The sequence below is a fragment of the Mesorhizobium sp. M0808 genome (genome assembly GCF_040320025.1).
Lineage (GTDB): Bacteria > Pseudomonadota > Alphaproteobacteria > Rhizobiales > Rhizobiaceae > Mesorhizobium.
Genome location: NZ_JAMYOX010000045.1, coordinates 14156 through 40670, shown reverse-complemented (window position 1 = coordinate 40670; position 26515 = coordinate 14156). Strand labels below are relative to the sequence as shown.

20 protein-coding genes, 1 tRNA gene and 4 pseudogenes are annotated in these 26515 nt (G+C 60.2%); 18 read left to right on the top strand and 7 right to left on the bottom strand.

Going from position 1 to position 26515, the window contains the following annotated elements; genetic code table 11:
* Positions 1–179: 179 nt before the first annotated feature.
* The 3 genes from NKI25_RS31150 (at position 180) to NKI25_RS31140 (ending at position 4267) form a co-directional block, all read left to right on the top strand.
* Positions 180–254: transfer RNA gene (locus NKI25_RS31150), tRNA-Gln, on the top strand.
* A gap of 634 nt (positions 255–888) precedes the next feature.
* Positions 889–3072 (top strand): calcium-binding protein, encoded by a 2184-nt coding sequence (locus NKI25_RS31145; protein ID WP_352843249.1) that lies wholly within the window; start codon positions 889–891, stop codon positions 3070–3072.
* 307 nt (positions 3073–3379) lie between these two features.
* Positions 3380–4267: a LysR family transcriptional regulator gene (locus tag NKI25_RS31140; protein ID WP_352578513.1), complete on the top strand. Its 888-nt coding sequence runs from the start codon at positions 3380–3382 to the stop codon at positions 4265–4267.
* A 21-nt stretch (positions 4268–4288) separates the two neighbouring features.
* Here the strand turns inward: NKI25_RS31140 and NKI25_RS31135 are convergent.
* Both NKI25_RS31135 and NKI25_RS31130 read right to left on the bottom strand, forming a co-directional pair.
* Positions 4289–4515: pseudogene (locus NKI25_RS31135) on the bottom strand (DUF2274 domain-containing protein).
* Positions 4448–5188, bottom strand: coding sequence for a hypothetical protein (locus tag NKI25_RS31130; protein WP_353000275.1), 741 nt, complete (start codon positions 5186–5188; stop codon positions 4448–4450). The pseudogene NKI25_RS31135 and the gene NKI25_RS31130 overlap by 68 nt, the downstream one beginning before the upstream one ends.
* A gap of 132 nt (positions 5189–5320) precedes the next feature.
* Here NKI25_RS31130 and NKI25_RS31125 point away from each other — a divergent pair, with 132 nt between their 5' ends.
* Positions 5321–5569, top strand: a complete 249-nt coding sequence (locus NKI25_RS31125) for a helix-turn-helix transcriptional regulator (RefSeq protein ID WP_352843925.1) — start codon at positions 5321–5323, stop codon at positions 5567–5569.
* A 602-nt stretch (positions 5570–6171) separates the two neighbouring features.
* Here the strand turns inward: NKI25_RS31125 and NKI25_RS31120 are convergent.
* Positions 6172–7044: pseudogene (locus tag NKI25_RS31120) on the bottom strand (TIM barrel protein); the annotation flags it as partial.
* A gap of 247 nt (positions 7045–7291) precedes the next feature.
* On the opposite strand from NKI25_RS31120, the gene NKI25_RS31115 reads away from it, so the two are divergent.
* The 4 genes from NKI25_RS31115 (at position 7292) to NKI25_RS31100 (ending at position 13122) form a co-directional block, all read left to right on the top strand.
* Positions 7292–8479: a magnesium transporter gene (locus tag NKI25_RS31115; protein WP_352848921.1), complete on the top strand. Its 1188-nt coding sequence runs from the start codon at positions 7292–7294 to the stop codon at positions 8477–8479.
* 486 nt (positions 8480–8965) lie between these two features.
* Positions 8966–10240 carry a tetratricopeptide repeat protein gene (locus NKI25_RS31110; RefSeq protein WP_352843927.1) on the top strand — a complete coding sequence of 425 codons (1275 nt, stop codon included), beginning with the start codon at positions 8966–8968 and terminating at the stop codon, positions 10238–10240.
* Positions 10237–11061 (top strand): FecR family protein, encoded by an 825-nt coding sequence (locus NKI25_RS31105; RefSeq protein ID WP_023678725.1) that lies wholly within the window; start codon positions 10237–10239, stop codon positions 11059–11061. Before NKI25_RS31110 ends, NKI25_RS31105 begins: the two co-directional genes overlap by 4 nt.
* Positions 11062–11076: 15 nt before the next feature.
* Positions 11077–13122, top strand: coding sequence for a CHASE2 domain-containing protein (locus NKI25_RS31100; RefSeq protein WP_353000273.1), 2046 nt, complete (start codon positions 11077–11079; stop codon positions 13120–13122).
* Between the two features lie 89 nt (positions 13123–13211).
* Here the strand turns inward: NKI25_RS31100 and NKI25_RS31095 are convergent, their stop codons facing one another.
* Genes NKI25_RS31095 through NKI25_RS31085 form a run of 3 tightly spaced genes read right to left on the bottom strand, consistent with a single transcriptional unit; the run spans position 13212 to position 15685 of the window.
* The gene (locus NKI25_RS31095; RefSeq protein ID WP_023722251.1) at positions 13212–14003 is read right to left on the bottom strand and encodes a sugar isomerase domain-containing protein; all 792 of its coding nucleotides are present in this window, start codon (positions 14001–14003) and stop codon (positions 13212–13214) included.
* A gap of 39 nt (positions 14004–14042) precedes the next feature.
* The gene (locus tag NKI25_RS31090; protein WP_353000271.1) at positions 14043–14813 is read right to left on the bottom strand and encodes a GntR family transcriptional regulator; all 771 of its coding nucleotides are present in this window, start codon (positions 14811–14813) and stop codon (positions 14043–14045) included.
* Positions 14810–15685 carry an ROK family protein gene (locus NKI25_RS31085; protein ID WP_353000269.1) on the bottom strand — a complete coding sequence of 292 codons (876 nt, stop codon included), beginning with the start codon at positions 15683–15685 and terminating at the stop codon, positions 14810–14812. Before NKI25_RS31085 ends, NKI25_RS31090 begins: the two co-directional genes overlap by 4 nt.
* Positions 15686–16133: 448 nt before the next feature.
* Between NKI25_RS31085 and NKI25_RS31080 the strand changes: the two genes are divergently transcribed.
* The 7 genes and pseudogenes from NKI25_RS31080 to NKI25_RS31055 all read left to right on the top strand — a co-directional run bounded on the left by NKI25_RS31080 (position 16134) and on the right by NKI25_RS31055 (position 22049).
* Positions 16134–17426, top strand: a complete 1293-nt coding sequence (locus tag NKI25_RS31080; protein WP_353000267.1) for an ABC transporter substrate-binding protein — start codon at positions 16134–16136, stop codon at positions 17424–17426.
* A 43-nt stretch (positions 17427–17469) separates the two neighbouring features.
* Positions 17470–18360, top strand: coding sequence for a carbohydrate ABC transporter permease (locus tag NKI25_RS31075; RefSeq protein ID WP_353000265.1), 891 nt, complete (start codon positions 17470–17472; stop codon positions 18358–18360).
* A complete protein-coding gene (locus NKI25_RS31070; protein WP_353000263.1) occupies positions 18357–19232 on the top strand; it encodes a carbohydrate ABC transporter permease in 876 nt (291 codons plus the stop codon). The genes NKI25_RS31075 and NKI25_RS31070 overlap by 4 nt, the downstream gene beginning before the upstream one ends.
* A 640-nt stretch (positions 19233–19872) precedes the next feature.
* Positions 19873–20028: a hypothetical protein gene (locus NKI25_RS31065; protein ID WP_353000261.1), complete on the top strand. Its 156-nt coding sequence runs from the start codon at positions 19873–19875 to the stop codon at positions 20026–20028.
* A 106-nt stretch (positions 20029–20134) separates the two neighbouring features.
* Positions 20135–20496: pseudogene (locus NKI25_RS31060) on the top strand (ABC transporter permease); the annotation flags it as partial.
* Between the two features lie 316 nt (positions 20497–20812).
* Positions 20813–20938, top strand: a complete 126-nt coding sequence (locus NKI25_RS36585) for a DUF982 domain-containing protein (protein ID WP_502897048.1) — start codon at positions 20813–20815, stop codon at positions 20936–20938.
* Between the two features lie 184 nt (positions 20939–21122).
* Positions 21123–22049: an ArsR/SmtB family transcription factor gene (locus tag NKI25_RS31055; protein WP_353000259.1), complete on the top strand. Its 927-nt coding sequence runs from the start codon at positions 21123–21125 to the stop codon at positions 22047–22049.
* Positions 22050–22474: 425 nt separating this feature from the next.
* Here NKI25_RS31055 and NKI25_RS31050 read toward each other — a convergent pair whose 3' ends face one another.
* Positions 22475–23398, bottom strand: a complete 924-nt coding sequence (locus tag NKI25_RS31050) for a glycoside hydrolase family protein (RefSeq protein WP_353000278.1) — start codon at positions 23396–23398, stop codon at positions 22475–22477.
* A 338-nt stretch (positions 23399–23736) separates the two neighbouring features.
* Between NKI25_RS31050 and NKI25_RS31045 the strand changes: the two genes are divergently transcribed.
* From NKI25_RS31045 to NKI25_RS31035, 3 genes and pseudogenes are all read left to right on the top strand, one after another.
* The gene (locus NKI25_RS31045; protein WP_353000257.1) at positions 23737–24990 is read left to right on the top strand and encodes a glycosyltransferase family protein; all 1254 of its coding nucleotides are present in this window, start codon (positions 23737–23739) and stop codon (positions 24988–24990) included.
* Between the two features lie 2 nt (positions 24991–24992).
* Entirely contained in the window at positions 24993–26135 is a 1143-nt protein-coding gene (glf, locus tag NKI25_RS31040) for a UDP-galactopyranose mutase (protein WP_353000255.1), read from the top strand.
* A 93-nt stretch (positions 26136–26228) separates the two neighbouring features.
* Positions 26229–26453 (top strand): annotated as a pseudogene (locus NKI25_RS31035) (DUF982 domain-containing protein); the annotation flags it as partial.
* Positions 26454–26515 lie beyond the last annotated feature (62 nt).

Genomic DNA, 26515 nt, shown 5'->3' with positions numbered 1-26515 from the left:
CCTGTAGCCATGCTGCCCGTCTCATCCCCAGCCTCCGTTCGCTGAAGATCAAACCGGACAACTCGTCTGCTACCTAACCCGGACAACTCATCTGCTTACGACAAGTCGATATGTCGGCATTGAGCTTTCTCCCGGCTCGTCCTATAAGGCCGCGCGCACAGCGGGCAGGCTCCGGCTGTTGGGGCGTCGCCAAGTGGTAAGGCATCGGTTTTTGGTACCGACATTCCCAGGTTCGAATCCTGGCGCCCCAGCCAGTTCTCCAATTCTGACGATCCCCCGAGCGTAATCTCAGTTGCAGACACACCTTGGTCGCGGACATCTGCGGTATCTGTCCACAACAAATTGGTGTCTCCGGCAGAGAGCGCGATGCGGCTGGCATCTTAGTTTAATGTCGGCTCAATTGGCCGACAGTCAAATGCATCTTGTGGAGATGAGCAGTTTTTTGGCCTCGGTTTGGCGTTCGATCTTACAGTTTAGACTTTTATAATCCAAAATATCAGATTTTTTCACTCTTCTTCAGATAAGTCAGCGCCTCCAACCCTTCTCTAATAGCAACCGGTGCGATCATCAAACCTAATTTTAATAAAATTCAATTTCTTTTTTAAACGGCAGCGATCATGTTATCTTGTGCTGTCAGCAACAAGTAGAATTTAGTAGAAATATCAATAAGCGTCTCTCAGAAAACAACGTGGGCATATCTGAAGTTAAATTTGATTTTATAGCACAATGTCCGACTATCCGTAAGTATATTTTTCGCCGCAACGTGAGAATCCTGCCACCGATCAACCATTCTATCACGGCGTGCAGGTATGTGATTTGGCGCTAATATACACCTTCTAGTAGGCAGGCATCCGCGGGGCGCTATCGAATCAAAATGAGGGATTATGGATGGCGACTCTCCATTACACGTCGGGCGGATCAGGCACGGACATTGCAAAAGCCGGATTCAATCTGGCTAGCGTGCAATATGTTGACCAGGTCAACGAGCTGCCAGAGGGCATGAAAGGCTTGGTCTACCTCGACGAGGCCAACGGAGTAACCCAATCCTTTATCGACAAGGTTACTCCTTTCCTCGGCAATCCGAACGTATTTGGGTTCTTCCTGGTTGACGAGCCGGATCCCACCGGCCAATGGGGTACCTACGCCTCTGCCGCAAATCTGAAGGCAGAATCCGACTGGATCCATGAGCATTTTCCAGGCGCCAAGACCTACATCACGATGATGAGCTTGGGCACGTCGGCGAATCCGGATTTCAGGGGCACGTACAATCCCGCCAATACGGGTATCGATTACTACGGCATAGATGTCTATCCGGTCCGCACGGATGGCCCGGTCGACTACAACATGATCGATAAATTCGTTGCCGCCGCTCAGGCATCGGGCATCCCGACGAGCCAGATCGTTCCGGGTTACCAGGCGTTTGGAGGTGGCGAGTATAACACCGATATGGGTGGCAAATATGTAGTGCCCACCGCCGCCCAGATGGAAATTATGATGGAGCACTGGGCCAAGCTGGTTCCCTCACCCGCCTTCGACTACGCGTACGCCTGGGGTTCACAGCGAGGCGACACAGCGTTGGAGAGCTCTTCGGAACTGCAGGCCGTTTTCCGGGAACACAACCTTGCAACGACGGGGACCACTCCGCCTCCCGTCGACACAAGCGACACCTTGTATGGCACCAGCGGCGACGATGTGTTTCACGGGGCCGGCGGCCACACAATGATCGGCTATGGCGGCAATGACACCTATTATGTCGATGACATCCGCGACAAGGAGATTGAGGCAGCGGGCGGCGGTACCGACAAAGCATTCGCCTCCGTAAGTCATGCGCTTGCGGCCGGATCGGAAATCGAACTTCTCGCCACCAACAGCCCGTCCGGCACCACGGCGATCAACCTGACCGGCAATGCGTTCGCCCAGACTATCCAGGGCAATGCCGGTGCCAATGTCATCAACGGCGCCGGTGGGGCCGATACGTTGGTCGGCTATGGCGGCAACGACACCTACTATGTAGACAATGCCGGCGACAGGGTGTTCGAGGCGGTGGGCGGTGGTACAGACAGGGTGTTCGCTACTGTAAGCCATACGCTTTCGGCCGGCTCGCAGATCGAGCTTCTTGCTACCAACCCGTCGGGCACATCGGCAATCAACCTCACCGGCAATGAGTTCGCCCAGAGCATCGGGGGTAACGCCGGCGCCAATGTCATTAATGGCGGCGGTGGCGCCGATACGATGGTCGGCTATGGCGGCAACGACACCTACTATGTCGATAATGCCAGCGACAGAGTTTATGAGGCGGCGGGCGGCGGTACAGACAGGGTGTTCGCTGCTGTGAGCCATACGCTTTCGGCCGGCTCGCAGATTGAGCTTCTTGCTACCAACCCGTCGGGCACATCGGCAATCAACCTCACCGGCAATGAGTTCGCCCAGAGCATCGGGGGCAACGCCGGCGCCAATGTCATTAATGGCGGCGGTGGCGCTGATACGATGGTCGGCTATGGCGGCAACGATACCTACTATGTGGACAATGCCGGCGACAGAGTTTACGAGGCGGTCGGCGGCGGTACAGACAGGGTGTTCGCTGCTGTGAGCCATGCGCTTTCGGCCAGTTCACAGATCGAGCTTCTCGCCACCACCAGCCCGTCCGGTACGTCTGCAATCAACCTGACGGGCAATACCTTTGCCCAGACCATCCAGGGCAACGCCGGCGCGAACATCATCAATGGTGGCGGCGGTGCCGACATCTTGACCGGTAACGGAGGCAATGATGCCTTCGTGTTCAACAGCGCTCTTGGAGCGGGCAATATCGACAGGATCACCGACTTCAACAAGCTTCAGGACAAGATCCAGCTCGACGACGCCGTTTTTGCCGGGCTTAAGCTGGGTGGCCTTTCATCCGATGCTTTCTTTGCCGGCACGGCTGCGCATGACAGCTCCGACCATATCATCTACAACAGCTCAACCGGGGCGCTCTCTTTCGACAGCGACGGGATCGGCGGGGCAGCTCAAATACAGTTCGCCACTCTCTCTCCAGGTCTGTCGCTTGCAGCAGCTTCGTTCCTTGTGATCTGAATGACCCGGAACGGCGGACCTTCAGCTCGAGCCGGTCCGCCGCTCTATCTTTGTTCAAGCACCGGATTTCCAAGCGAAGTAACCAGTCCGGGTGGCGCTCTTCTCCTGGGGCTGGCGCGACGTACTCTCCATAAGGTTCGCCCGAAAAGTGGAATGTATCGTCATTACCCTCGTGATCTCCTTAAAGGAGGCCTAGGCTAGTCTAGATCGTTTCACTCAATGTCAATACTGAGATCTGGGGATAGCACGCCACGGCCAAAAGCGCTCAAACGTCAGCGATTTGTCGCTGCATTGACCTTGAGCAAAGATGCGGAGCTCCATTCAACTCAGGACACTCAATTATGCGCTTGTGGTCGCAGAGGAGGGCAGCTTTCTGCGCGCGGCGCGGCGCGCCGGGATCGATCACACTGCGCTCAGCCGGCGCATACGCGATCTCGAATACGCGATGGGAACGACGATATTTCATCGCCATGCCCGCGGCGTTGGGCCAACCCCGGCCGGCGAGCGTTTCCTCGATCGTCTGCGCTCCGTGCTGCTCGAACTGGACAATACTCTGACGCTGGCCAGGACCGGCATTAAGAATGAACAGCAAAGGCTTTCCATCGGCTCCAACGGACTCATCCTCGCCGGGCGGGCGCTGGATGCGATCATCGAGTTCGGTAAATGTCATCCAAATGTGACCGTTAGCTTGATAGAGGGGTCCCACCCCGAGCCTAGCGCTGCTCTGGGCGGCATCGAGGTCGACGTCACCGTGACCTCCTCCTCGCGCTCCAATGGCGGCCCATTCGAACTAATGTTGTGGAAGGATACTCTGGCCGTCGTTGCTGCTTCAAATCATTCTCTCGCAAACTGTCCCGTGATCGAGTGGTCGGAGCTAGGCCAGGAGACGCTGCTTGTGCGCAGGGGCGAAGCATTTCTGCTCGCCGACGCTGTTGGAAATGGCGTGCAGCTTCCCGCAATCGTCGAACATCACGTCAGTGCGGGCATCCTTCTGCGCCTTGTCGGAAACGGTCTGGGAGTCGCTCTGATCCACGACGGAGATGCCAACGGTGTTCCTGAAGGTGCCGTCTGCCGTAAGCTGCGGATCGGGGGCAAGCCAATCCAGATCTGCAACTTTGCCCGTTGGCGCCCGGACAACGCCAATCCTGCCCTGCCGATCTTCATCGCGTTCCTGCGCGATCGGTATTCGTCCTGACGGCCGCAATGACCCGAATAGTCATCCCGCCTTCAGGGTTCGTCGGGCTCTAGCAAAGGCTCTATCCGTTGCCATGAACCGGGTCAGCATCGGCGCTATGAGCTTGCCGGATCGGCGACTATCTGTCCGGTCTCGCGGCCGAGCAATTCAGCATAGGTGATGAGATCGCGATGAACGGCGTCAAGCAGTTCGATCGTGATCTTGACCGGCCGGCCGTCGGGAATGGCGGAGAGTTTCAGCTTGGTCATGCCGCATACCTAGACGCGGCACCCGGTCAGCATCAAACTCTTCGGAGATGCGCACCAGATCACGGAGCGCTGAGCGGAGTTGCGGCCATGGAAACTCGGAGCATTCTTCCCAGGCTTCGCCCTCCCGTAACACGGCATCGAGCTTGCCCGCCACACCGGCAAGAGTGGTAGCGTGGGTGGTTGAGAAGGCTCCCAGAAGATCCTTCGTCTGGTCGGCAGCCTCGCGTTCGGCCGTGAGTGCAGCGTTGTAACCGATCTCCTCGGCAGCCGCATCCCAGCGGGCCTGATGTGCCGCGAAATCAGCTGCGGCCTTCTCGCGGAGAGCCGCCATATCGGGCCCTTTGCCCAGTACATCATTGACCGCCCCGATCGAGTGGACGGTCACGTCCTCTCCCTCTGGCAGGCGGACGGTCACACATGGAAAGCCGATGCTCTCAGCAAGCCTCGTCTCCAGGTGCTGCTGCATGCGGCAGAGCTGCCCGGCCAATTTGTCGGCTTTCTGCCATTCCCGCCAAAGCGCCAGTGCAGGATCAGATCGTAGATTCATACTTCCGGCGCCATCTGCGGAGGCGTTACCTTCGAGCGTCCACGCGGTAGTAGCCACAACTGTTCCCGCAAGCACTCGCCTGCGGGTGACGGAAGGCAGAGTCGTGGTATTGTCGGAATCAGCCATGATCCGAGCTCCAATCAGCTTGGGTTGCGGTCAGGCTGGGTAGGTGCAGCAACACCTGCTCAGCCGTCCTAGCGTCTCCCATTTTGCCTGATTTCTCAGGCGAAAGTCAACCAAAAAGACTGACATCAGCCGATGAGCTTAATTTCCTTGGAACAATGCAGGGGAGCCAGGGCGATGCTGGATTGGAGCCAGAGCGAACTTGCAACGGCAGCCGGCGTCTCCAGAGCAACCGTCGTTGATTTCGAACGTGGGGCGCGCATTCCACATCGGAACAACCTTGATGCAATACGCAGTGCCCTCGAGGCCGCTGGCGTCGAGTTCATCCCCGAGAATGGCGGCGGGCCTGGAGTTCGGCTCGCCCGCCGATCTGACGACAAATGAATTCACCCGCCATGAACGGTCCTACGCTGCCGCTGACCGGTTTGTCATCTGTTCGCGGCAAGTCCGTCGTCGCGCATCGGGCGGCGTCCAATTCCATCTTCGTCTCAAGAAACCCGATCTACCCCGGCACTTATCAAAGACGCATTCATTAACCTTCGAGTCTGTGCCAAAGGCGCTCCCATTCCAGATCGAGGAATCGAGGAACGAGGAAGCGACTCGTTGCTGCTTCCTCTCGGTGGCGGTATCTCCGATACCTTTGGCAGAAACGGCGTAAGCCGGGATCAAATCGTTGCCGTATTCGAAGGTAGGTCTGAGGTGTATTTGTTCTCGGTCGTTCGATACCATGACATCTTCAAACAAGAGCGCACCAAGATCGCATGCGGCCGGGTAATTGTCACAACACACGCTGATGATGTTGAAAAAGCGGAGGGCGGATACGCGACCGCCCCTCCAAACGCTATATTCCGGCGGACTGTAAAACTGAACCAGCTATCAACGCCATAGCAGTCACTGAAGCCGTCAATGAGGCTCTGCACCACCTCGTTGCCTGTTGGTGCTTTTGCTGCGCAAGGCCGGACCTTTACTCCGCGCTCAGCGCGATTGTTTAAGGCGATGAGGTTTTTTACCCGGGCCTGGCAATCGGGCTGCTCGTTGCGATAGCGAAGTCCAATTTCCATGATGCGGACGGTCCCTGGCAAGAAGACTAACTCGCTGAAGATATCATCCATTCGATATCGCCCCAGCCGAGCGGCATGTGCAGGTCGCCTATCCCTAGCGCTGCATCCTCCTGCGGGAGATAGTTCTGTGGAAGCCCTGCGGGCGCCCGAAGGAGTCATGGACGTGCAGGTGCCCTGCCACTGGCGCCATGGCCCGCAGTTGCTCGCGGAAGTTCAGGCCACGATGGGTGGATTCAATGTAGGCGTGGCTGAAATCGATGAGCGCCACCAGGTTGGGATGGCCGACCGCCTTCACCGTCTGCGCCACCTCTGCCGGGAGTGACCCGGTTCCATGGCGAAGAGGTTCTCGAAGGCGATGCGCACACCATAGGGCTTGCTGAACTCGGCAAGCTCAAAACAACGCTTCGCGTTCGCGTTCCTCGGCACCGGCTCGTTCGAGAACCTGGTCGGCGCGAAAATGCCCGCTATGCTGGACAAGCACGCGCGCATCGATCCGGTCGCAGAGTTGGACCAGAGCCTTGGCGGCATCAATCTGGTAGCGGCAGACCGCCGGATCCATGAGGTTCGATGAGACGACGCCGTGAACCGTATAGCGGAAATCGAATTGGCTGGTCAGTGCGACAAGCCTGTCGCCCCTCTCAGCGATGACAGGGCCACCCGCTATGAGGTCGAGGTCGTCAGTCCCAGTTCGACGGCTTCGACGCCCATCTCGCCAAAGCTGCGAAGGTCCGCTGCAAGGCTTTCCAACCTGCCATTGGCAGAGATTGAATTGAAGCCGGCTGCAACGATGTTGCCCATATGCATTTCCCAGGACGGCCCATAAGAGTCCAGCCGGAAATTTCGGGCGGTCCGGATCACCCCAGGTGAGATGGCGTCTGCAGGATCACCGCTGCTGTCAGTCGGCGTACATCAAGTCATAGTGGCCCGCAATAACTTCGAGAACCATAAACCGGACTGCTGGGGCCGGAGGAAGCTGTTGTATTTCCGCACTGGTGCGATCCGATACTTTACATATTATGTGACTTTCAATTGGGGGCCATAGCAGATGAAAGAAGAGAACGACGTTCAGAAGTTGGTGCGCACGCTGCGTGCTCGAGCACCCGACGACGCGGCTGAATTGCTTGCTCGAGAGTCTCCCGAGTTCATCCGGGACACACTAAAATTGTTGCCGGATGGGCACGCCCGCAAGGTGGCGGAGCATTTGCCAGCGCATATGAGGCCTATCAAGCCTGATACCGATGGCAAGGATTTCGTGATCCCCGATTCGCTCATCGAACTGATGGACCCGATTCCCGCCAGCGTTCCTGTCGCGACGACGGTAGCCGCCGCAGTGGAGGCGGTCAGACGCGCCCAGGTGCCGACCGAGCTCACTTATCTCTACGTCTCGGACGGAGGCGATAAATTGGTTGGCCTGGTGGTCCTGCGCGATCTGATGCTGAGCGAACCGGACGCGATGGTCGATCAGATCATGCTGCCAAAGCCGTTCGCTCTTAACGTCGGTCTCTCTTTGAGCGACGCCTGCAAGGCGGCGGTACGCCGTCACTACCCTGTCTATCCCGTGGTGGACGCGGACAACCGGCTGCTCGGGCAGGTTCGCGGCTGGCGGCTGTTCGAGCAGCAAATCATCGAGATTTCTGCCCAGTCTGGCCAGATGGTGGGTGTCCAGAAGGAGGAGCGTTCTTTTACGCCGCTGTTTTCAGCCTTCTTGAAGCGTCATCCGTGGCTGCAGCTGAACCTGCTGACGGCCTTCATGGCCGCTTTCGTGGTCAGTTCATTCACAGGCACGATCGAGAAGATCGTCGCCTTGGCAGCGTTCCTCCCGGTCTTGGCCGGGCAGAGCGGAAATACCGGCTGCCAGGCACTGGCGATGACGCTGCGTGGCCTTGCCCTGGGGGATGTGGACAAACGACCGAAGCTGCACCTGGTGATGCGGGAGGGCGCGCTCGGGATCGCCAACGGCGTGCTCGTCGGCCTTGTTGCAGCTGCGGCGATGTGGTTCTACGCCTCGCGGCAACCGGAGTCGGCGGCCCAGGCGCCCATGCTGGCACTTGTGATCCTGCTCGCCATGTCCGGATCGTGCCTCATGTCCGGAATCTCCGGCGTGCTGATCCCGTTGGGCCTGCGCCGGGTCGGCGCCGATCCGGCCGTCGCTTCGGCGATCTTCCTCACCACCGTGACCGATATTGTAGGCATGGGCCTGATGCTGGGGCTGGCCACCATGCTCGTGCTGTAGCAAGACGCGTCCGGTGACGCATCCCTGGGAGTCGGGGGCGGTAAGCTGACCTCGTCGCGTTCAACGAAATAGCGAGAGCCGTGCCGCATCGCGTACGCGTCGTCAGAAGTACCTCGCGGCAGCTCTCCGATCGCTTGCGCACTGCCACGGAAGACCTTTGGATGAGCCGTGGGTGAACTTGATGGCTCATTTAGTGACCAGATACGCGCAGAATCGCGCAAACAATATTAATCTTGTCGGGCGTGCGATCAACGACTGCTGATGATTTGAGTTAGTTGCCGCCGGTGCCGAATACTTCAATTGTTACAGCAACGCTGAGAAGACGTCTTGACAACCGGCGTAGCCGAAATACGAATAACCCCGATGGTTTGTTGCGCAGCTGCAACAGCTGCTGAGACTCGCATGGTCTGGCGACCGTTCAGTCGCCTTTTTCTTGTGGTCGTGCTAAGTCCTTCGCACTAGTCGGGTTTGGGGTGGGTTCTCGGCATGCAATCTTCGTTTCGAACGATCTTCGGCTTCGCCGCAGCGCTGCTTTGTACCGGCGTATTGCCGGCCGGCGCACAAGGTCTTTTTACGGCCTATGACGATGCGTTTTCGGCCCGCATCGCCAGTCCGGCCGACAACGGAACCCTCGCCCAGTTCGTCACGGTTGCCGTCAACGCAGGGCAATACGATCAGGCGATCTCCTCAATCGAGCAGTATCTGATCAAATATCCCCGCGATGCGCGCGCCCGGCTTGCGGCCAGCCGGCTGTACTACCACGTCGGCTCTTATGAATTGGCCCGGCGGCAGGTGCAGTATGGCATCGAAGTCGGCGGCCTGACCGCAAGTGAGCAGCAGGAAGCCGTTCGCCTGCTCGCCCGCATCGAGCGCGCGTTGCGTGGCGTCACCTGGGAACTCGCCCTGACCGGTGGCGTGTTCAGCGCATTTACCGATTTTGAGCCGGGCGGGGCGCAGGACGACGACAGCTTCGTCTCGCCTTATGGGCGGGCGGAAGGCTTTGTCCGGTGGGACCTCGGCACGCCAAGTGCTGACGCTCTCGTCCTTTCAGGGTCGTTGACGGCGACACAGCGCTTTTTCACGGAAGACCTGTCGGTTCCAGGTAGCAAGGAGACCTTCATCCACGGCAACGCCGCGATCACCTGGGACAAGGGCTTGCCCAACAGTGGGATCGATTCGCTGCGCCTGCTGCTTTCGGCGTTTATCGTTACAGATCGTTTCGACAGCGATATCCACGAAACCGGCATCGGCCTCAGTGGACGCTTTCTCGTGCGCCCGACGGTCGAGACGACGCTTTTCGCCGGCGGCGGCTACATCGATCTAAGCGCCTCGCAAGGCATTTTCGCCGATAGCAGGGTTTTCTATGAGGCAGGCGGCAGCTACCGCTTCCGCAATGGCCAGGCGCTCGGACTGCGCTTTGTCGGCTCGAATGACTTCGCCTCCGGATCTGGCGAAATCGGCCGCAGCTACACGGGCGAGGTCCGCTATGGCGGCCTGTTGATGAACGTGCCGGATCTTTTCGCATGGTCGCACCAGGTCGCCTTTTCGGCCGGCCACAGCGACACTCCCGATCTGTCCGTCGGCATCGGCACAAATATCCAGAGCGACTTCTGGCGCATTGCCTCGGAAAGCGATTTTCAGCTGACGGAGGCGCAGAAGATCAGCGTCGATCTCGCCTATCGCGAAACCAACTTCGACATCGCCAACCGCGACCGAAAATCGTTCGAAATGCTCATGAGCTATACGTTGACGCTCAATTGAAAGAGGCCGCGATGAGGACCCCGTACCGTCAGATCGCCATTTTTATCGCCTGCCTTGCCTTCGCGGCACCATCCGCCGCTGAGACGGTCGGGTCGATGACGGCCTATCAGACCAACATCGTCCGCAACAACGGCGGGACAATGAACGTTGGTGCCGGCGTCGAACTCGGCGACCAGCTGCGCAGCAATCCCACCGGTCTTGGAATGCTGGTGTTCCGGGATGAATCGAGCGCCAAGATTGGTCCGAACACCAGCCTGACGATCGATGAATTCGTCTACAATCCGGGCTCCGGATCGGGAAAGATCGACATCGGGATGAACAGCGGCCTGGCCCGTTTTTATGGCGGCCAGGTTTCGAAAGGGGGCGTCATGCAGGTTGCGACCCCGCACATGGTACTCGGGGCGAGAGGCGGCATCATCGAAGTGCTGGTGGCAGCCGGCCAGACCGTCGGCATACTGCGCGCCGGCCGCATGACCTGTACGATCAATGGCAAACGGCTGGTCATCACAAACCCGGGCTACGCCTGCACATCGGAAGATGGCAAGCTGCTGACCGGCTACGGCGGAATCGACACCTTCCCGATATTGGACAGCATCGACCGGATAGCCGGCACCGGCCTGCCAGGCGCACCGGGTCCTGGATTGGACGTAAGCGCGATTTGTGCGTCGGCACTCGGCGGCTCGCTCAAGGTCTGCGAGTCCACGGACGGCGCATTGCCAGGAGTGGTCATGGAGTTCCCCGACAGCCTAACACCACCTGTGGGCGGGGGCGTGGATAAGGGCGAGTGTGAGGGTGAGGGTTGCTGCTACTACTGCAATTAGGCCTGGCCGCACGACATGAGCCTCTTGGTCGGTTGGCGCTGGGCTGATTGGCGGCAAGCTGGCAGGCGCAAAATATCCGGTCTTGCGGTCGTGCTCCTGCTGCTCGCTTGTCATTTGGCTTTTGACGGGCCGTTGTCGCGCCTGCGTGAGCGGACGTACGACTTCTACCAGTTTCTCGCCCCACGCCAGGCGACGAGCAATCCTGTCGTGATCGTCTCGATAGACGACGCCAGCCTCAAGGCACATGGGCGATGGCCCTGGAACCGTGGCCTCTTGGCCGACCTGGTCGATCGCATCACCGAATCCGGCGCGGCGGTGGTCGGACTTGCGCTGGTACTCCCCGAGGCCGACACCTCGCCTGAGGGCATCGCCGGAGACAAGCGCCTGGCAGCGGCGCTGGCCAAAAATCGAACGGCGCTTGCCGTCAGCCTGGGCAATGAGGCGACGGTTTCAGAAGCAGAACCCAAAGCCGGCTGGTCGATCGTCGGGCAGGTACCCGACACACTTCCCGGCTTCACCGGCCTGACCGGCTCACTTGCGGAATTCTCGAACGCTGCCGCAGGCCTCGGCGTAATTCGCACCTTGCCCGATCCCGACGGCGTACTGCGCCATGTGCCGCTGCTGTGGCTTCGCAACACCGCTCAAGGCGTGCAGCTGTGGCCGTCCTTCGCACTCGAGCTCCTGCGCCTTTACGCCGGACAGGACGGTTACATAGCCCGGATGAATGCCGCCGGGTTCGACGCACTCAGGATGGCCGGCGCCATCGTGCCGCTCGAGCCGGAGGGGAGCATCCGCCTCTGGGAAACCGCCACCGATACGCCGCGCATATCTGCCAGCACCATCCTTTCGGGCGACAGTGATCCGCGGCTGCGGGAGGCCATCGCCATTGTCGATCTGTCGGCCGTGGGACTGACGCAGTATCTGCCCACCCCGACGCGTCCAGCGCGACCAGGCGCGGACATCCACGCCGATGCAATCGCCCAGTTGCTGGCCGGGCGCTACCTTGCAGAGCCAACGCATGCGCGCACGGTGGAGCGGCTCTGGTTTGTCCTTAGTGCCGTCGTTTTCATCGGGCTTTCCGGAGTGCTCGCCGGGCGTGTCGTGCTTGGTGCCCTCGCCCTGGCGCTGCTGGCCGTCACGCCCTTCGTCTTCGGCGCTCTCGAATACAGCCTGCAGGGTGCACTCTATGACCCGCTGCAGCCGGCGCTGGCGACGATCCTGGTAGCCGGCTTCGAAGGCTATGTCCTCTACAGGCGCAGCGAGCAGCGCCGGTCCACCCTGGCACGGCAGTTCTCCCAATATCTGTCGCCCTCCGTGGTGCAGCGCCTCGCAAGCTCGGACACCGAAGCGATCCTGTCCGGCGAGAAGCGCGAGATCACAATTCTGCTCAGCGACATACGCGGCTTCACGACGATGAGCGAACAGCTCGATACCCAGGAAATCGCCAAGGTGGTCAACCACTTCCTCGGCATTGCGACCGATGAGATCCTCAAGCGCGACGGCACCATCGACAAGTTCATGGGCGATGCGGTGCTCGCCTTCTGGAACGCGCCGCTTGATCAGCCGGACCATCGCGAGCGCGCGCTCGACGCGGGGCTTGCCCTGATCGAACGGGTGAAGCGTGAAGACGCCGCCTTCAGCGCGGACGGCCACCCCTCCATCGCAATCGGCGTCGCCATCGAGACGGGCATTTGCTCGGTAGGCAATTTCGGCTCCGAACGGCGCTTCGATTACACCGCGATCGGCTCGCCAGTGAACCGCACGGCACGGCTCGAGTCGACGACCAAGAAGCTGGGCATTCCCCTGGTGCTTGGTCCCGGCTTTGCGGAAGGAGCATCGATGCCGGTCGTCCAGGCGGGCGCATTTGAGCTCCAGGGTTTCAAGGGCGAGGTGCCGGTTTTCACCGTTCCGGAGATGCAAGCCACTCATCAACGGATGAGCCACGAAGCAGGGAGCCAACGTGGTGAGCAATCTGGCGCCCCTGCCATGGTGGTTGGTTCGCCGCTGTCCGTGCAAATGGCCCCCCCTGATGTTGCACCCCGGACCCGAAGCACACGCTGACCGGATCAAGCGGATCGCGGGGTGCCGACCTGCATTGTGAACTGATGACCGCTTGGGGGGCCCAGCGGTTTGCGTGCCCTCCCCGGTTGTCATTCGCCGCGCATGGTCGCCTGGAAGGTCGGCAGATGCTTCTTCTGAGCCTCGAGCATTTTCTCGCGATAGACCCCATAGATGACGTCGGTGTCGTGCAGTGTGACGCCGGCAATTGTCGGCGAGGCGAAAACCGGCAGCTCGATACCGCGTTTCGAAAGCGCCTCGGCGGTGCGGGCGATCAGCTCATGCGCCAGGATCATGGCAAGCACGGTCGACGAACCGGAGACCGGCCGGCTCCAGCCCTCGACCGGCACGATGGCATCCTCGATCGGCGAGCAGGTGTCGATGACAAGGTCGGCGGCATCGGCAAGCCGTTTGCCGGAAGAGTGCGTCGCCGGCTTGTCGAGATTGTTCTTGCTAGTTATCGCGACGACGAAGATGCCGCGTTTTTTCGCGTAGAGTGCCGTATCGATGCCCGACGAATTGCGGCCGCTGTGGCCGAAGATGATAATCGAATCGCCTTTGTTCAGCGGCTGGTGGTCGAGGAATTTCTCGGCGTATTTCTCGGTCCGTTCCAGCCACAGAAGTTCGCGCACGCCACCGGCGCCGAGCACGTTGTGCCACATGACGCGCGGGTCGGTCAGCGGATTGAAGCCGACATAGCTGCCGTAGCGCGGAAACACTTCCTGGACCGGCAACACCGAATGGCCCGAACCGTAGAGATGAACCAGCCCACCGCTCTCGAGCGTGTCGGCAAAGCGGCTGGCCGCCTCGCCAAAGGCTTCGGCATTGGCTTTCGAGGCCTGTTCGATGAGAGCGGCAAGGCGAGGTATGTAGAGATCGGACACGTCGGTACTCCTGTTATGTAAGTCGGCTTGGGTAATGGCTCAGCTTCGTGCGTTTGGCGGGGCGCGGCCGGCGCGCAGCGTCGAGCGGATTTCATAGCGGTCGCCACGCATGATCGAGACGGTGAATTCGAACGGGCCGCGCTCGTCGGTGGTGATGCGCTCGACCACGAAAGCGGGACTCCCCGTGGGCAGATCGAGCAACTCGGCATCCGCCGCCCCGACCGCGCCAACACGGTAGTTTTCGCGCGCTGCGGCCGGCACGATGCCGTAATGGCGTTCCAGCGCTTCGTAGAGCGAGCCCTGCAGCAGCCCGGCATCGAGAAAGCCGGGCACGCGCGCAGCCGATAGCTGTGCCGTCTGGATGCCGATCGGCTCGTTGTTGCCGAGCCTGAGCCGCCGGATGCGCACCACCGGATCACCCTCCTCGATCTCCAGCGCTCCGGCCGCGGCGGCATTGGCGGTGGTCAGGCTGCAGTCGAGTAAGCGCGAGCCGGCGACCACGCCCATATTGCCCATTTCCTGGGTGAAGCTGGTCAGTTCGCGGGTGCCGGCGACCAGGGTCGTGGAGCGCACGAAGGTGCCACGGCCATGTTCGCGCCTGAGCAGCCCGTGCTCCTCAAGATTGCGCAAGGCGTGGCGTAGCGTGATACGGCTCACCCCGAACAAGGCGCACAATCTGTCTTCGGCCGGAATCTGGTCACCGGTCGCCCACTCGCCGCTCTTGACGATGGCGCGGATCGCTCCCTCCACCTGATACCAGAGCGGCTCGGGCCTTCTGCGGTCCGGTTGCTGAAAGCTCGGCTCGCTCATCTTATCTGCCTCCACTGTGCTCCGGCGAGACCAGCCAGCGAGGCGCCGACGAGACCGGCGCGGGAGCCGAATTCGCCGGACCGCAGAACGACATCGCGCAGATGCGGCGGCAGCTGACGCTTCAAAGCCGAAAGCAGCGGCGGCCCTATCACGTTCAGCGCATCGGCAAGACCGCCGGAAATCAGGATCGCCTGCGGATCGAGCAGCGCGACCGCACCCGCAAGGGCAGTGCCCAGCCGGCGCGCCGGCAGCTCCACGGCGTCAAGTGCGGCCGTGTTGCCAGCCCGCGCGGCCTCGACCAACCTGCCGCCATCGGCCAGCCCGATCTGGCGCGCCGCGGCGTCGAACGCTCGCCCAGAGGCGAAGCGCTCCAGCCAGCCGCTGCGGTCCTCGCCTTCATCCTCGATGTCGGCGCAGGCCCAGCCGAATGAGCAGGCGCCGCCACGTGCGCCGGCAACGATGCGGTCATTGGCCAGAACGGCGGAGCCCATACCGGTGCCGATCGCCAGCAGGATGGCATCGGAGAGGCCCTTTGCGGCACCTTCGACCACCTCGGCCAGCATGGCGACCTGCGCGTCATTGCCAACGGCAACGCGCAGACGAGGAAACAAGGCCGCGATGTCGATGCCGTCGAGATAGGGCAGGTTCGGGATCCAGCGGCAGACCGAGCCCTCGACAAGTCCGGGCACCGCAAGCCCGAGGGCGTCGACCGGACCGGCCTCGGCTCGCAACGCACCGATACGGGCGACGAAGGCATCAAGGCTTGCCGGCGCAGGCTCGCGGCCCAGCATCTCCAGCCAACGAACATCGCCGGTATGGATAGCGGCGCGCAAATTGGTGCCGCCAAGATCAATGGCGAGAACGCGTGTCATGGAGAGCGGCTGCGACTGGCAGCCGCCCGGTCATCGGAACGCCAGCTCCTCAAGGTGTCGGCGACTCTGTTCGGCAGTGCGGTACATGCCCCGGTGCACGCGGCGGCAAAGCCGCCGAGCAGACTGAGCGCGTCGTGTCGATGAATCGAAAACATGCTCAGTCTCCCGCTCTTGTCGACAGCCGCATCCCTGTGGCTTAATGTCATTATAATGACATGACTTCCATCGCAACAGCCTCGCCGCATGTTTGGGCCTGGCCGGCACGGAGAAACAGCTTGAGCCATTTCACATAATTGACTGTTTTCAAAATGCGATCACGCACTTATAGATCGAACTAAGAAATCGCCGCAGCGCCGGCAGGAACTCTCCAGGAAGATAGCGCTTGCATCATTGCTTCAGGTTGTCATAACGTCATTGATATCGCTGTGCGGCTACGCGGAGGATCCGGATGTCTTTGGCTTGGATTTCGAAACTGGCACTGGCTGCAGGGTTGTTGACATCGCCCACCGTCGGCTGGGCTCAGTCGGTCAACATCTCCTATCTGACCCACTGGTCGCCGGAGACGGTGGCGTTGCTTGACGCCGCGGCCAAGGACTACGCCAAGACCAATCCGGATGTGACCGTCACCGTCCGCGCCGTTCCCTTCGGCGACCTCCTGACGACACTGCGTTCCCAAGGCGGCAGTTCCGATGGGCCGACGATCAGCGGCATCTACGATTTGTGGCTGCCCGAACTGGCGCGAGACAAGCTGGTCGCGCCAGCCCCCGACACGGTTGCCGGCGAGGTCAAAAGTGCGTGGCCGGCCGGTGTCGTCAGCGCAGCCTCCGTTGGTGGCACGCTCTACGGCATTCCAAACGAGATCGACGTCTATGCGCTGAACTACAATAAGGAGCTGTTCAAGCAGGCAGGCATTACGGCGGCACCGAAGACCTGGTCCGAATTGAAGGATGCGGTCCAGAAGCTGACCAGGAAAGACGCCGGCCAGCAAGGTTTCGGCATGATCAACTCCTGGGCGGCGGGCGTCGTCCATCCCTTCGCCTCGCTGCTGGTCTCCAATGGCGGCGACTTGGTCAAGGACGGCAAGCCGGTGCTCGACAGTGCTCAAGCCGGCGAGACTTTCCAGCTCTACGAGGACCTGATCAAGTCCGGCGCCAGCGATCCGGCGATGGCCACCGCCGACGCCAACACCACCGGTCCCTTCCTTGACAATTTCGTCTCCGGCAAGACCGGCATGATCATCATGGCCAACTGGTGGGAAAGCGCGTTGAAGACCGGCATGGGCGACAAGTTCTCCAACATCGCTACCGCACCGATCCCGGTCGGTCCGAGCGGCGACAAGCCGCATTCGATCTCCTATTCGTGGATGACCGTCGTCAACGCCAATGCCGGTGAGGCCGAGCAAAAAGCGGCATGGGATTTCCTGGCATGGCTGAACAATCCAAAGTCCGGCAAGAACGGCGCCTCGGCCATGTCGGATATTCTGATGTCGATGGGCATCCTGCCGTCGCGTGCCTCCGATATCGAAGCCCGTAAGGACAAGCTCGGCTCCGAGTTCCTGTCCGGCTATGTCAGCGTGCTTGCCGACGCCAAGCCCTTCCCTGTCGTGCCGGGTGGCCAGGAGTTCAGCGAGTCGTTGCAGCAAACGCTCGAAGCGTTGCAGTATGGGCAGCTCTCGGCGAAGGATGCGCAGGCGAACGCGCAGGCCGATGCCGTTTCGATCCTGGAGCGTGCCGCCAAATAGTGAAGGCGCTGTTTCGAGAGCTCGGCGCTTTGGAAGCAGAGCGATGATCAAGACCTATCGTGCCTCGGCGGGCATCATGCTGGCGCCCGCGGTGACATTGATCGGCGTTTTCATCCTGCTGCCGATGCTGCTCACCATCTGGCTGTCGTTCCAGGACTGGTCGACGCAGACGCCTTTTTCCAATGCGAGCTTCATCGGCTTCGACAATTTTCGCGAAATATTCGGCCCGACCTCGGTCGGGCGGGATTTCAAGAGAGCGCTGCTCAACACCGCGATCTACACCGCGCTGTCGGTGGTCCTCATCCTGCCGCTCTCGCTAGCATTCGGCCTGATGGTCTACCAGCGTGATGTCGCAGGCGGCACGGCACTCAGGACAGTGTTGTTTTCCACCTACATGGTGCCAATGATCGCCGTGACGCTGGTCTGGTCGAAGCTCTATTCGCCGAGCGAAGGGCCGCTCAACCAGATGCTCGGTTTGATCGGCATCGGCGCGCAACCATGGCTATCCTCGCCAAGCTCGGCGCTGATCTCGATCGTGGTCCTCAACGTCTGGCAGCAGATCGGCTATTTTACGGTGCTGGCGGTTGCCGGGCTGACCCAGATCCCGGGCAGCCTTTACGAGGCGGCGACGCTGGACGGCGCCAACCGGCGCGAACAGTTCCGCTTCATCACCTTGCCGCTGCTGCGGCGCACGCTCCTGTTCAGCGCCGTAATCGCCATCATCAACGCCGTGCAAGTATTCGAGCCGGTTGCGCTGATCACCCAAGGCGGGCCGGTCGGCTCGACTAACGTGCTGACCTACCATATCCGCCGTGTCGGCATCGAGCGCGCGCAAGGCGGATTGGGCTCGGCCATGGCAGTGATGCTGATGCTGGCGCTGATCGTCGTCGTGTGCGCGCTGTTCGCCTATGCCGACCGGAAGGACGCGGAATGAGCGCGCCCGGCCGCTCGGGATGGTCGAGCCGGTTGGCGCGCAAACGCCCGGCGGGCCGCAGGGCGCTGCTCGCGACGGTGATGCTGCTGGTTGCCGTGGCCTCCGCCTTCCCGCTGTTGTGGATGGTGCTCTCCAGCCTGAAAACCCCGGCCGAAACCATGCAGGTGCCGCCGGTGTGGATACCGCGCACGCCGAGCCTCGAAGCCTACGAGAAAGTGTCCGGCGTGATCAATGTCGGCCGCTCGATGTGGAATTCGCTGGTGATCGCCACCATCACCACCGCCGGCATTCTTGTGACCAGCATGATGGCTGGCTATGCCTTCGCCAAGCACCACTTTCCCGGCCGCTCGCTGCTGTTTTCGGTGCTGATCGCCACCATGTTCCTGCCGCCGATCGTCACGCTGATTCCGCTTTATCGTCTCGTCGGATCGATCGGCCTGAATGCCGGCCTTGCCGGCATCATCGTGCCCAACCTCGCCAATGCGTTCGGTATTTTTCTGATGCGCCAGTTCATCGCCGGCGTGCCGGACGATTTGATCGACGCCGCGCGGATGGATGGGGCGTCGGAACTTCTGATCCTGTTCAAGATCGTCGCGCCGAGCGTGGCGCCCGCGATCGCGGCACTGGCGCTGTTTGCCTTCGTCTATCATTGGAACAGCTATCTGTGGCCGCTGACAGTTTTGCAGGGCAATGCAGAGGATTATCCGATCGTCATTAGCCTCAGCCGCCTGCTCAGCTACAACAGAGGCGCCCTCAATACAGGACTGGTCATGGCCGGCGCCACGCTCGCCGTGCTGCCGCCATTGGTGCTATTCGCCTTCCTGCAGCGCTTCTTCGTGGATTCGATCGTCGGCTCGGCAGTCAAGGGGTAGCGTCCGCGGCACGGCCGGCATTCGCCTGGCTGTCATCGGGACGCGCTGGTGCGCAGAACGGAGCTAGGCAGATAGCCGCGTTCTGAAAGCTATCAGTTCATCAGCGAACCTGGACGCGAATACCCCCACCGCCTCAGCTACAGCCAGAGCCTCAGAAGGGTCTTGATGATGTTATGGGGCTATACTCGGCTTTCCACCCTGCCCGGGAACGCAGTTTATTGTCGGTCTAATGCGTGTGACTGCAGCCGAACTTAAGTCGGACGCATTGTTGCGGCCGCCGTTAAGGAATGTGGATGAGCCAGGCGAATTGTGGTCGGCCCGAACCGATGGCGCCGGCGCGATATGCAGGTCCATAGCTCCTGATTGGCCCGCGTGGGCCGCCGCTCGACGCCGCTACGGCCTCTCACGTTCAGCTTTTGCATATACTGGTTTTTCTTGGAGGCAGAGGAACACAATGCCGCAATGGTGGTTCGGTGCCGGCAGCGGTCCTCACTCACTGCTGGCAGATTGAAGGGCCCGATCGGCACGCGTTTTCGAGAGGCGCGGGCCATCGAGGCAAGCAAAAGCGGCAGGGCAAAGCGTGGGCACCCGACGGATCGACAAGGAAAGATATGAGCGCACCACAATCGCAGCTCGCACCTTGACCGACTCCGAGCGGCTTGCACGCCAGGCGAAAACTGCGCGATTGCGCGAGCAGCGACTGACCGCTGAAACATCGCCGTCGAAGCCGATTGCTGCGGACGCGGAAACCAAGCTGCCCCGGAAGAAGAAGGGCAAACCAATTCAGGCCGGCTAACGACTAGCGCGTCCGGCGCTCATCGCGTGTGACGCGTCCTCACGGCCGGTCTGCCCACCCGCTCCCAGCCCGCTGCCGTCTTGTCAGGACATTCCGCGCGGCTGATGGCCTCCGGGCCGATCGCGCCAAATTCATGGTTTACCTAGCCAGTGGCGGCCTCGCGGGGCTGGCCGGCGTCATTCTTGCCGCCCAGTTTGGTGCCGGGCAGCCCATAAGGGGTTGGCTGGCAGCTGTTTGCCATCGCCGCGGTTATTGTGGCGCCACAGTGCTGACCGGCGGCTCCGGCTCGGTGATCACGACGTTAGCCGGGGTGCTGCTGCTCGGTATCCTGTTCAATGTTCTGAACTTCGAGAACGGCCTGGGCTGGATTTCCCTCTCAGCCTATTGGCAGAGCGTCATCCGCGTTTTTTTCTGCTGGCGGCTGTGCTCCTACAGGCGCGACTTGCCGGCCGACGCGTCTCCGCGTGACCTGCGTTTTGCGTCGAAAGGGGCGCACCGCCCGTGTCGTGATCTGCGCCACAAGAGCTGTCCCCGCGCCCGCGGCCTCCCGGAGGGGGCGAGGGTCGATCGGTGCGCACCGATCTGCAGCCATGCATTGGGAGGGAGACATTGCTGCGGCCGCCGAACCTTGATTGTGACTTCGTGTTCCAGAACTAACGGAAGCGGACGGAACAGCAATGCGATCAGTTCGCCAGGCCCGCAGCTCTAAGGACCGCTTTCGCGGTATCGGACGCGGTCGAAGTTTTGCTGAAGGATTGGCCGAAGCCTCGCTGCGACTCGCGGCTTGCTGCAAATCGAGGCGTGCCTTGCCAACCTGCGCTGCAAAAAGCCACCAAGAATAGCGCGTAAGGCGTCCATTACCGCAGCCAAGGACGCCAACATTGCGCGGCGAACAATTTCAGACCTGTAGCCAAACATCCTTGTTGCGGTGTGGCTTCAATGCGTACCGAAGGTGTAGCCGCGTGCATGTAACCAAATTGCCGGCTCGGCGTTTCCTTCAACGCCGTTGCAACGGTCCCGCGCACCAACGCAAGCTTACCGAACACGAATTGGCGAGGCGATAGCTTCTTCCACGAGCATAGACTGGCAAATTCATGAGTGGCAATTTTCTGGTGATCCAACCTGAGGAAGGCATTGCCGTGCTCAAGGGGCTTGCCTCCTCGGCGCGGATCTCGATGCTGAAACTGCTGCATGAGAAAGGGCCGATGAATGTCAACGAAATCGCCGCCGTGCTGTCGCTGCCGCAATCGACCGTCTCGACCAACATCCAGGTGCTGGAGGATGCGGGGCTGATCCGCACCGAGAACCGGAAGGCGAAGAAAGGCAATCAGAAAATCTGTTATCCGACCGCCGAAGAAGTGCTCGTCGTGTTCAAGGGCGAATATCGTGCGGTCAAGAACGACGCGATGGAAGTGTCGATGCCGATCGGGCTTTATACCGGCTTCGAGGTTACCGCGCCCTGCGGCCTTTGTTCGCCGGACGGCATCATTGGTCTGCTCGATGTTCCCAACACTTTCCTCGATCCGGCCCGCATGAAAGCCGGGCTGCTGTGGTTCACGCGCGGCTTTGTCGAATACCAGTTCCCCAACAATGCCAAGCTCGCCAATGCCGAGATCACCGAACTCGAAGTGGCGATTGAGCTGTCCTCGGAGGTGCCGGGCACCAGCGCCGATTGGCCCTCTGACATCACGCTGACGATCAATGGCGTCGATGTCGGCACCTGGACGTCGCCGGGCGATTTCGGCGACAAGCGCGGCGTCTTTACGCCCTCATGGTGGAAGCTCAAGGGCTCGCAATACGGCAAGCTCAAGAACTGGCGAATTGTCAATGAAGGCACCTATATCGACGGGGTCAGGATTTCCGAAACCGGCCTCGCCGCACTTGACCTGAAGAACCATCATTCAATCCGTCTCCGTATCGGCGTCAAGGACGACGCCAAGCGCCCCGGCGGCATCAACATTTTCGGCAAGGGCTTTGGAAATTACGATCAGGACATCCTGCTCAGGATCAAAACCGGTTGATATCATCGACCCCGGTTAGAAAAATAGTGACCCAATTTCAGCTGCTTCCTTTCATTGAGCCAACTCGACATCCAATTGTCAGACTTGCGGCTATCTTGTCACCGGCGCTGAGAAACCGATTGGCACGACTGGTCTCACCGAGGAGTTCGACGAGAGAATTTAAATATATTATCTGACGCGACCAACTTACCTTTTTTACTCTCAACCTGCCTCGTCGCCGGCTTCGCCGACTGCCTACGTCATCAGCCTGGGACATCTAGCCCATCGGTTATCGCTGGACGACCATCGATCAGAAACGGCGACTGGCAGCACCATTGTGATGAGCGAGCTTAATCTGTGCCTTTCTTGGGTTTTTGTCGGCGTCCGTCGGGCAATGCGACCTGGACGAGGTGGGTAGCCCAGCGGCTACGATTGGATCACGTTCTCTAGGCAACTCTGGAAAGTATGAGCCGATCCAAGTCGCACTTGGCCAGACCATATCGCCAGCGGTGGTTCGTCGTCTCGCGTCTGCTCTGGTAGAACAAAGTCAATTGCCGGCCTTCGATCATTACGGTCGAATGGCCATTCTCTCCTGGCTCGCCAGGATCAAGGACGGGGCCGACAGAGACATAAGGACCCTCTACCCTATCGGCGATAGCAAAGAAAACGCGTTGACGGCTTCCACGGGGGCCGTCGGGGAGGAAGCAGGTAGCGTTGAGAAGCACGCGGCCATCCGGCAATTCAACCAGTTGCGCCCCTTCTATCCCCCACTCGTAATCGGGGTGCTCGCGCGCATTGTGATGCGGCACGTCGAGATGATCGAGTATCTTGCCGAGACGTTTCCATGGCCCGAACCAAGAATCGGATTGGCTGCGCGCCAGATAGACATCAGGCTGAGGCACCCTGGTGAATTTGGGCATGCCTGAATAGACGATATAGCGCTTGCCGCCGATGATTGCGGGGTGGGGATCGTAGATGCCGTCCTCATCGGTGTCGGGCAGCGACAATATCGCCGGATTGAGCACGACCCAATGAAAGCCGTCATTGGAGACCGCGTGCTCGCAACGTCCGCCGGACTTCATGAATTCGGTCTGGATAAACATGTGGAAGACGCCGCACTCATGAATGACGCCGGGCGCCGCAATGCCCGATCCGGTTACCGGCAAAACGATCGCCTCGTGCTCTATCCAGGGTCCATAAAGATCCGGCGCTGTGGCGTGGAGGATTTTCCAGCTCTCGGTTGTGACGGTGCCGCTGGAGCCGAAGACGTGCCAGAGCGTGCCATCGAACACCGGACAAGGGTCCTTCACATCATCCACCGCCTGCGGGTGAAACAATGGAAAGACGTTGGTTTCAAAGTCGATCTTCATTCCCAAGCATTCCCGCGATTGTTTCGCGGACCCCTTTGATTTGGACCGTCTGCGTGACTCAGCCGAATCGATTCGCAGCCCTCATTTATAACTCCGCCCATGAACGGTTGTTGAACGATTGAACGATTTCAACCGTTCTGTGGCAATGCGCCACATTTTGGGTGAGGTCACGCACGGCGCGGGGCTTCAGCTTCTGGAGCGGCCATCATGTCAGCCGGATGCAGGGTCGTTCGGCTTGACCTTCTCTCTTGAGCCATGGCCGGAATGGCGCGGACCGCTGGCCTTGCCCGAGACAGTTTGGAACTATGGAACAACTTACTGGGATGAAAGTTATAGAGATGGCTGCGAATTTCATCGAAGCTGCCTCGATTAACGTATGTTATCCGAGGCAATTTCTAATTGTAACGAAGGATTTCTATATGGAAATGGCGGTGGGCACCCCCCTAAAACCAGATACCACCGTACAGTCGTCAATTTTACTTTGCTTTTCCCACCTCCGATGGAATTTTGTATTCCAAAGACCGCAACAGATCCTGACGCTCGCCTCAAAACAGCAGCAGCTAATTTATTTCGAGGAGCCGATCTTCGACGAAAGGCGCCACGCTTCGATGCGGGTGAACGATGTTTCACCTACGATCAAAATTGTGACGCCGGTTATTCCAGTCGGCACGTCCGCGACCAAGGCGGATGCGCTCCAGCGCAGATTCGTCGACCAGATCGTCGCCTCTACGCCGCATGAACGGTTAACCGCGTGGTATTACACGCCCATGGCACTACGTTTCAGCGACCATCTCGCCTATGACGTCTGCGTCTACGACTGCATGGATGAACTCTCCGCGTTCAAGAACGCACCCGCAGAGTTGAATCAGCTGGAAAAGGCGCTGTTCCAACGTGCCGATGTCGTCTTCACGGGCGGGCAGAGCCTTTACGAGGCCAAGCGAAGCCTGCATCGTTCGATCTTTCCTTTCCCAAGCAGCATCGACGTTGCACATTTCCATCAGGCGAGAGAGCCGGGTGAGGACCCACTCGACCAGGCCAACATACCTCGCCCGAGAGTGGGGTATTTCGGGGTCATCGACGAGCGGCTCGACGTCGAATTGGTAGCGGAGACGGCTGCAGCAATGCCGGACGTGCAATTCGTCATGCTCGGCCCTGTGGTCAAGATCGATCCGGCGAGGCTGCCCACGGCAAGCAACCTGCATTGGCTGGGCGGCAAGTCCTATGCCGACCTGCCACGCTACCTCCGGCATTGGAGTGCCGGCTGGATGCCTTTCAAGCTCAATGAGGCGACACGCTACATCAGTCCGACAAAGACTCCTGAATTCCTGGCGGCAGGACTGCCGGTGGTTTCCACAGCGATCGTCGACGTCGTGCGCACCTACGGCGCCGAAGGCCTAGTCGACATTGTCGACGCCGAGGATATCGAAGCCAAGCTTCGATCCATCCTGGCGCGTCCCCGCGATTTCCTGGTGGAGAAAGCCGACGCCTACCTCGCCGACATGTCCTGGGAGAAGACCTGGAATGCGATGGCGGCCCACATCCAGCGCGCCCAGGCGATGAAGAGCGTCGTGCCGTTGCTGAGGGGAGCGTGAGCATGTTCGAGTGGCTGATCGTCGGCGCCGGCTTCGCCGGCAGCGTGCTGGCGGAACGCATCGCATCGCAACGACAAGAAAGCGTGTTAATCGTTGACAGACGAAATCACGTCGGCGGCAATGCGTATGACTGTTATGACGAGGCGGGGATCCTGATCCACCGCTATGGGCCGCACATATTCCACACCAATGCCCAATCGATCGTCGACTACCTGTCGCAGTTCACCGAATGGCGGTCTTACGAACACCGCGTGCTGTCGCTGGTCGACGGAAAGCTGCTGCCGATACCGATCAATCTAGACACCATAAACCGCCTTTACGGCCTTAAGCTGACATCCGAGCAGTTGCAGGAGTTCTTCGCTTCCCGGCGAGAGACGGTGGAAGAAGTCCGCACAGCCGAAGACGTCGTCGTGAGCACCGTGGGCAGGGAGCTCTACGAGAAATTCTTCCGCGGCTACACCAGGAAGCAGTGGGGTGTTGACCCTTCCCAGTTGAGCAAATCAGTCACAGCGCGGGTGCCAACGCGGACCGATCGGGATGATCGCTACTTTGGCGACACTTTCCAGAAAATTCCGGCAGGCGGGTATACGCGCATGTTCCAGCGCATGCTGGATAATCCCAAGATCAAGATCATGCTGCAGACCGACTATCGTGAGATTCGCGACAAGATTCCGTGCCAGCGGATGATCTACACCGGGCCAATCGACGAATTTTTCGATTGGAAGCTGGGTCGCTTGCCTTACCGCTCGCTGCGCTTTGAGCACGTGACGCTTGATTGCGAGGAGTTTCAGCCGGTCGCCGTCGTCAACTATCCGCAGACGGAAAACTACACCCGCATCACCGAGTACAAGCATCTGACCGGACAGAAGAGTCCGAAGACCAGCCTGACCTACGAATATCCCTCGGACATCGGAGATCCATATTACCCGGTGCCGCGGCCCGAAAACGAGGCGTTGTACAAGAGCTACGAAGCGTTGGCAGCGGCGTGCCCACAGGTCTGGTTCGTCGGACGTCTGGCGACATATCGCTATTACAATATGGATCAGGTCGTCGGGCAGGCTTTGGCGACGTTCGCGCGCATTCAAAAGAGCATGCCGGCAAACGGCATCGGGCAGATGCCGACGCAGCGCGAGGCGGCGGAGTGAACGATGCGCCGGGACTAAGCTGCGTTCGCGGCGACCATTAACATTTGAGATGGCGCAAAGATCAGCCGAAACTAATATGCCGTTGGAGGGGTCGTGCGTACGAGACGTTTCACAAAGCCGGTAGTCGTTCAACCCGGCCGGATCGATCGCGACAGGGTTGTTGTGTCGGCAACGGACGCGGCCGAGGTTCTGCTGAAGGATTGGCCGGGGCCGGCTTGCAAGTCGAGACTCGCAACAATCGAGGCGTGCCTTGCCGTCGTGCGCGGCGAAAAGTCGCCAAGGGTCGCACGCGAGGCGATCATCGCTGCGGCCAAGGAGGCGTCTATCTCGGCGGACAGATTTAGGCTTACCGCGTTGCCGATGCCAGTAAAGCGCGGCGC

Bases quoted from the DNA above. Each gene is read 5' to 3' on its own strand.
- NKI25_RS31145 (WP_352843249.1), top strand. From the start codon at position 889: ATGGCGACTCTCCATTACACGTCGGGCGGATCAGGCACGGACATTGCA.
- NKI25_RS31140 (WP_352578513.1), top strand. From the start codon at position 3,380: ATGCGGAGCTCCATTCAACTCAGGACACTCAATTATGCGCTTGTGGTC.
- NKI25_RS31130 (WP_353000275.1), bottom strand. From the start codon at position 5,188: ATGGCTGATTCCGACAATACCACGACTCTGCCTTCCGTCACCCGCAGG.
- NKI25_RS31125 (WP_352843925.1), top strand. From the start codon at position 5,321: ATGAGCTTAATTTCCTTGGAACAATGCAGGGGAGCCAGGGCGATGCTG.
- NKI25_RS31115 (WP_352848921.1), top strand. From the start codon at position 7,292: ATGAAAGAAGAGAACGACGTTCAGAAGTTGGTGCGCACGCTGCGTGCT.
- NKI25_RS31110 (WP_352843927.1), top strand. From the start codon at position 8,966: ATGCAATCTTCGTTTCGAACGATCTTCGGCTTCGCCGCAGCGCTGCTT.
- NKI25_RS31100 (WP_353000273.1), top strand. From the start codon at position 11,077: ATGAGCCTCTTGGTCGGTTGGCGCTGGGCTGATTGGCGGCAAGCTGGC.
- NKI25_RS31090 (WP_353000271.1), bottom strand. From the start codon at position 14,813: ATGAGCGAGCCGAGCTTTCAGCAACCGGACCGCAGAAGGCCCGAGCCG.
- NKI25_RS31085 (WP_353000269.1), bottom strand. From the start codon at position 15,685: ATGACACGCGTTCTCGCCATTGATCTTGGCGGCACCAATTTGCGCGCC.
- NKI25_RS31080 (WP_353000267.1), top strand. From the start codon at position 16,134: ATGTCTTTGGCTTGGATTTCGAAACTGGCACTGGCTGCAGGGTTGTTG.
- NKI25_RS31075 (WP_353000265.1), top strand. From the start codon at position 17,470: ATGATCAAGACCTATCGTGCCTCGGCGGGCATCATGCTGGCGCCCGCG.
- NKI25_RS31070 (WP_353000263.1), top strand. From the start codon at position 18,357: ATGAGCGCGCCCGGCCGCTCGGGATGGTCGAGCCGGTTGGCGCGCAAA.
- NKI25_RS31055 (WP_353000259.1), top strand. From the start codon at position 21,123: ATGAGTGGCAATTTTCTGGTGATCCAACCTGAGGAAGGCATTGCCGTG.
- NKI25_RS31050 (WP_353000278.1), bottom strand. From the start codon at position 23,398: ATGAAGATCGACTTTGAAACCAACGTCTTTCCATTGTTTCACCCGCAG.
- NKI25_RS31045 (WP_353000257.1), top strand. From the start codon at position 23,737: ATGGCTGCGAATTTCATCGAAGCTGCCTCGATTAACGTATGTTATCCG.
- glf (WP_353000255.1), top strand. From the start codon at position 24,993: ATGTTCGAGTGGCTGATCGTCGGCGCCGGCTTCGCCGGCAGCGTGCTG.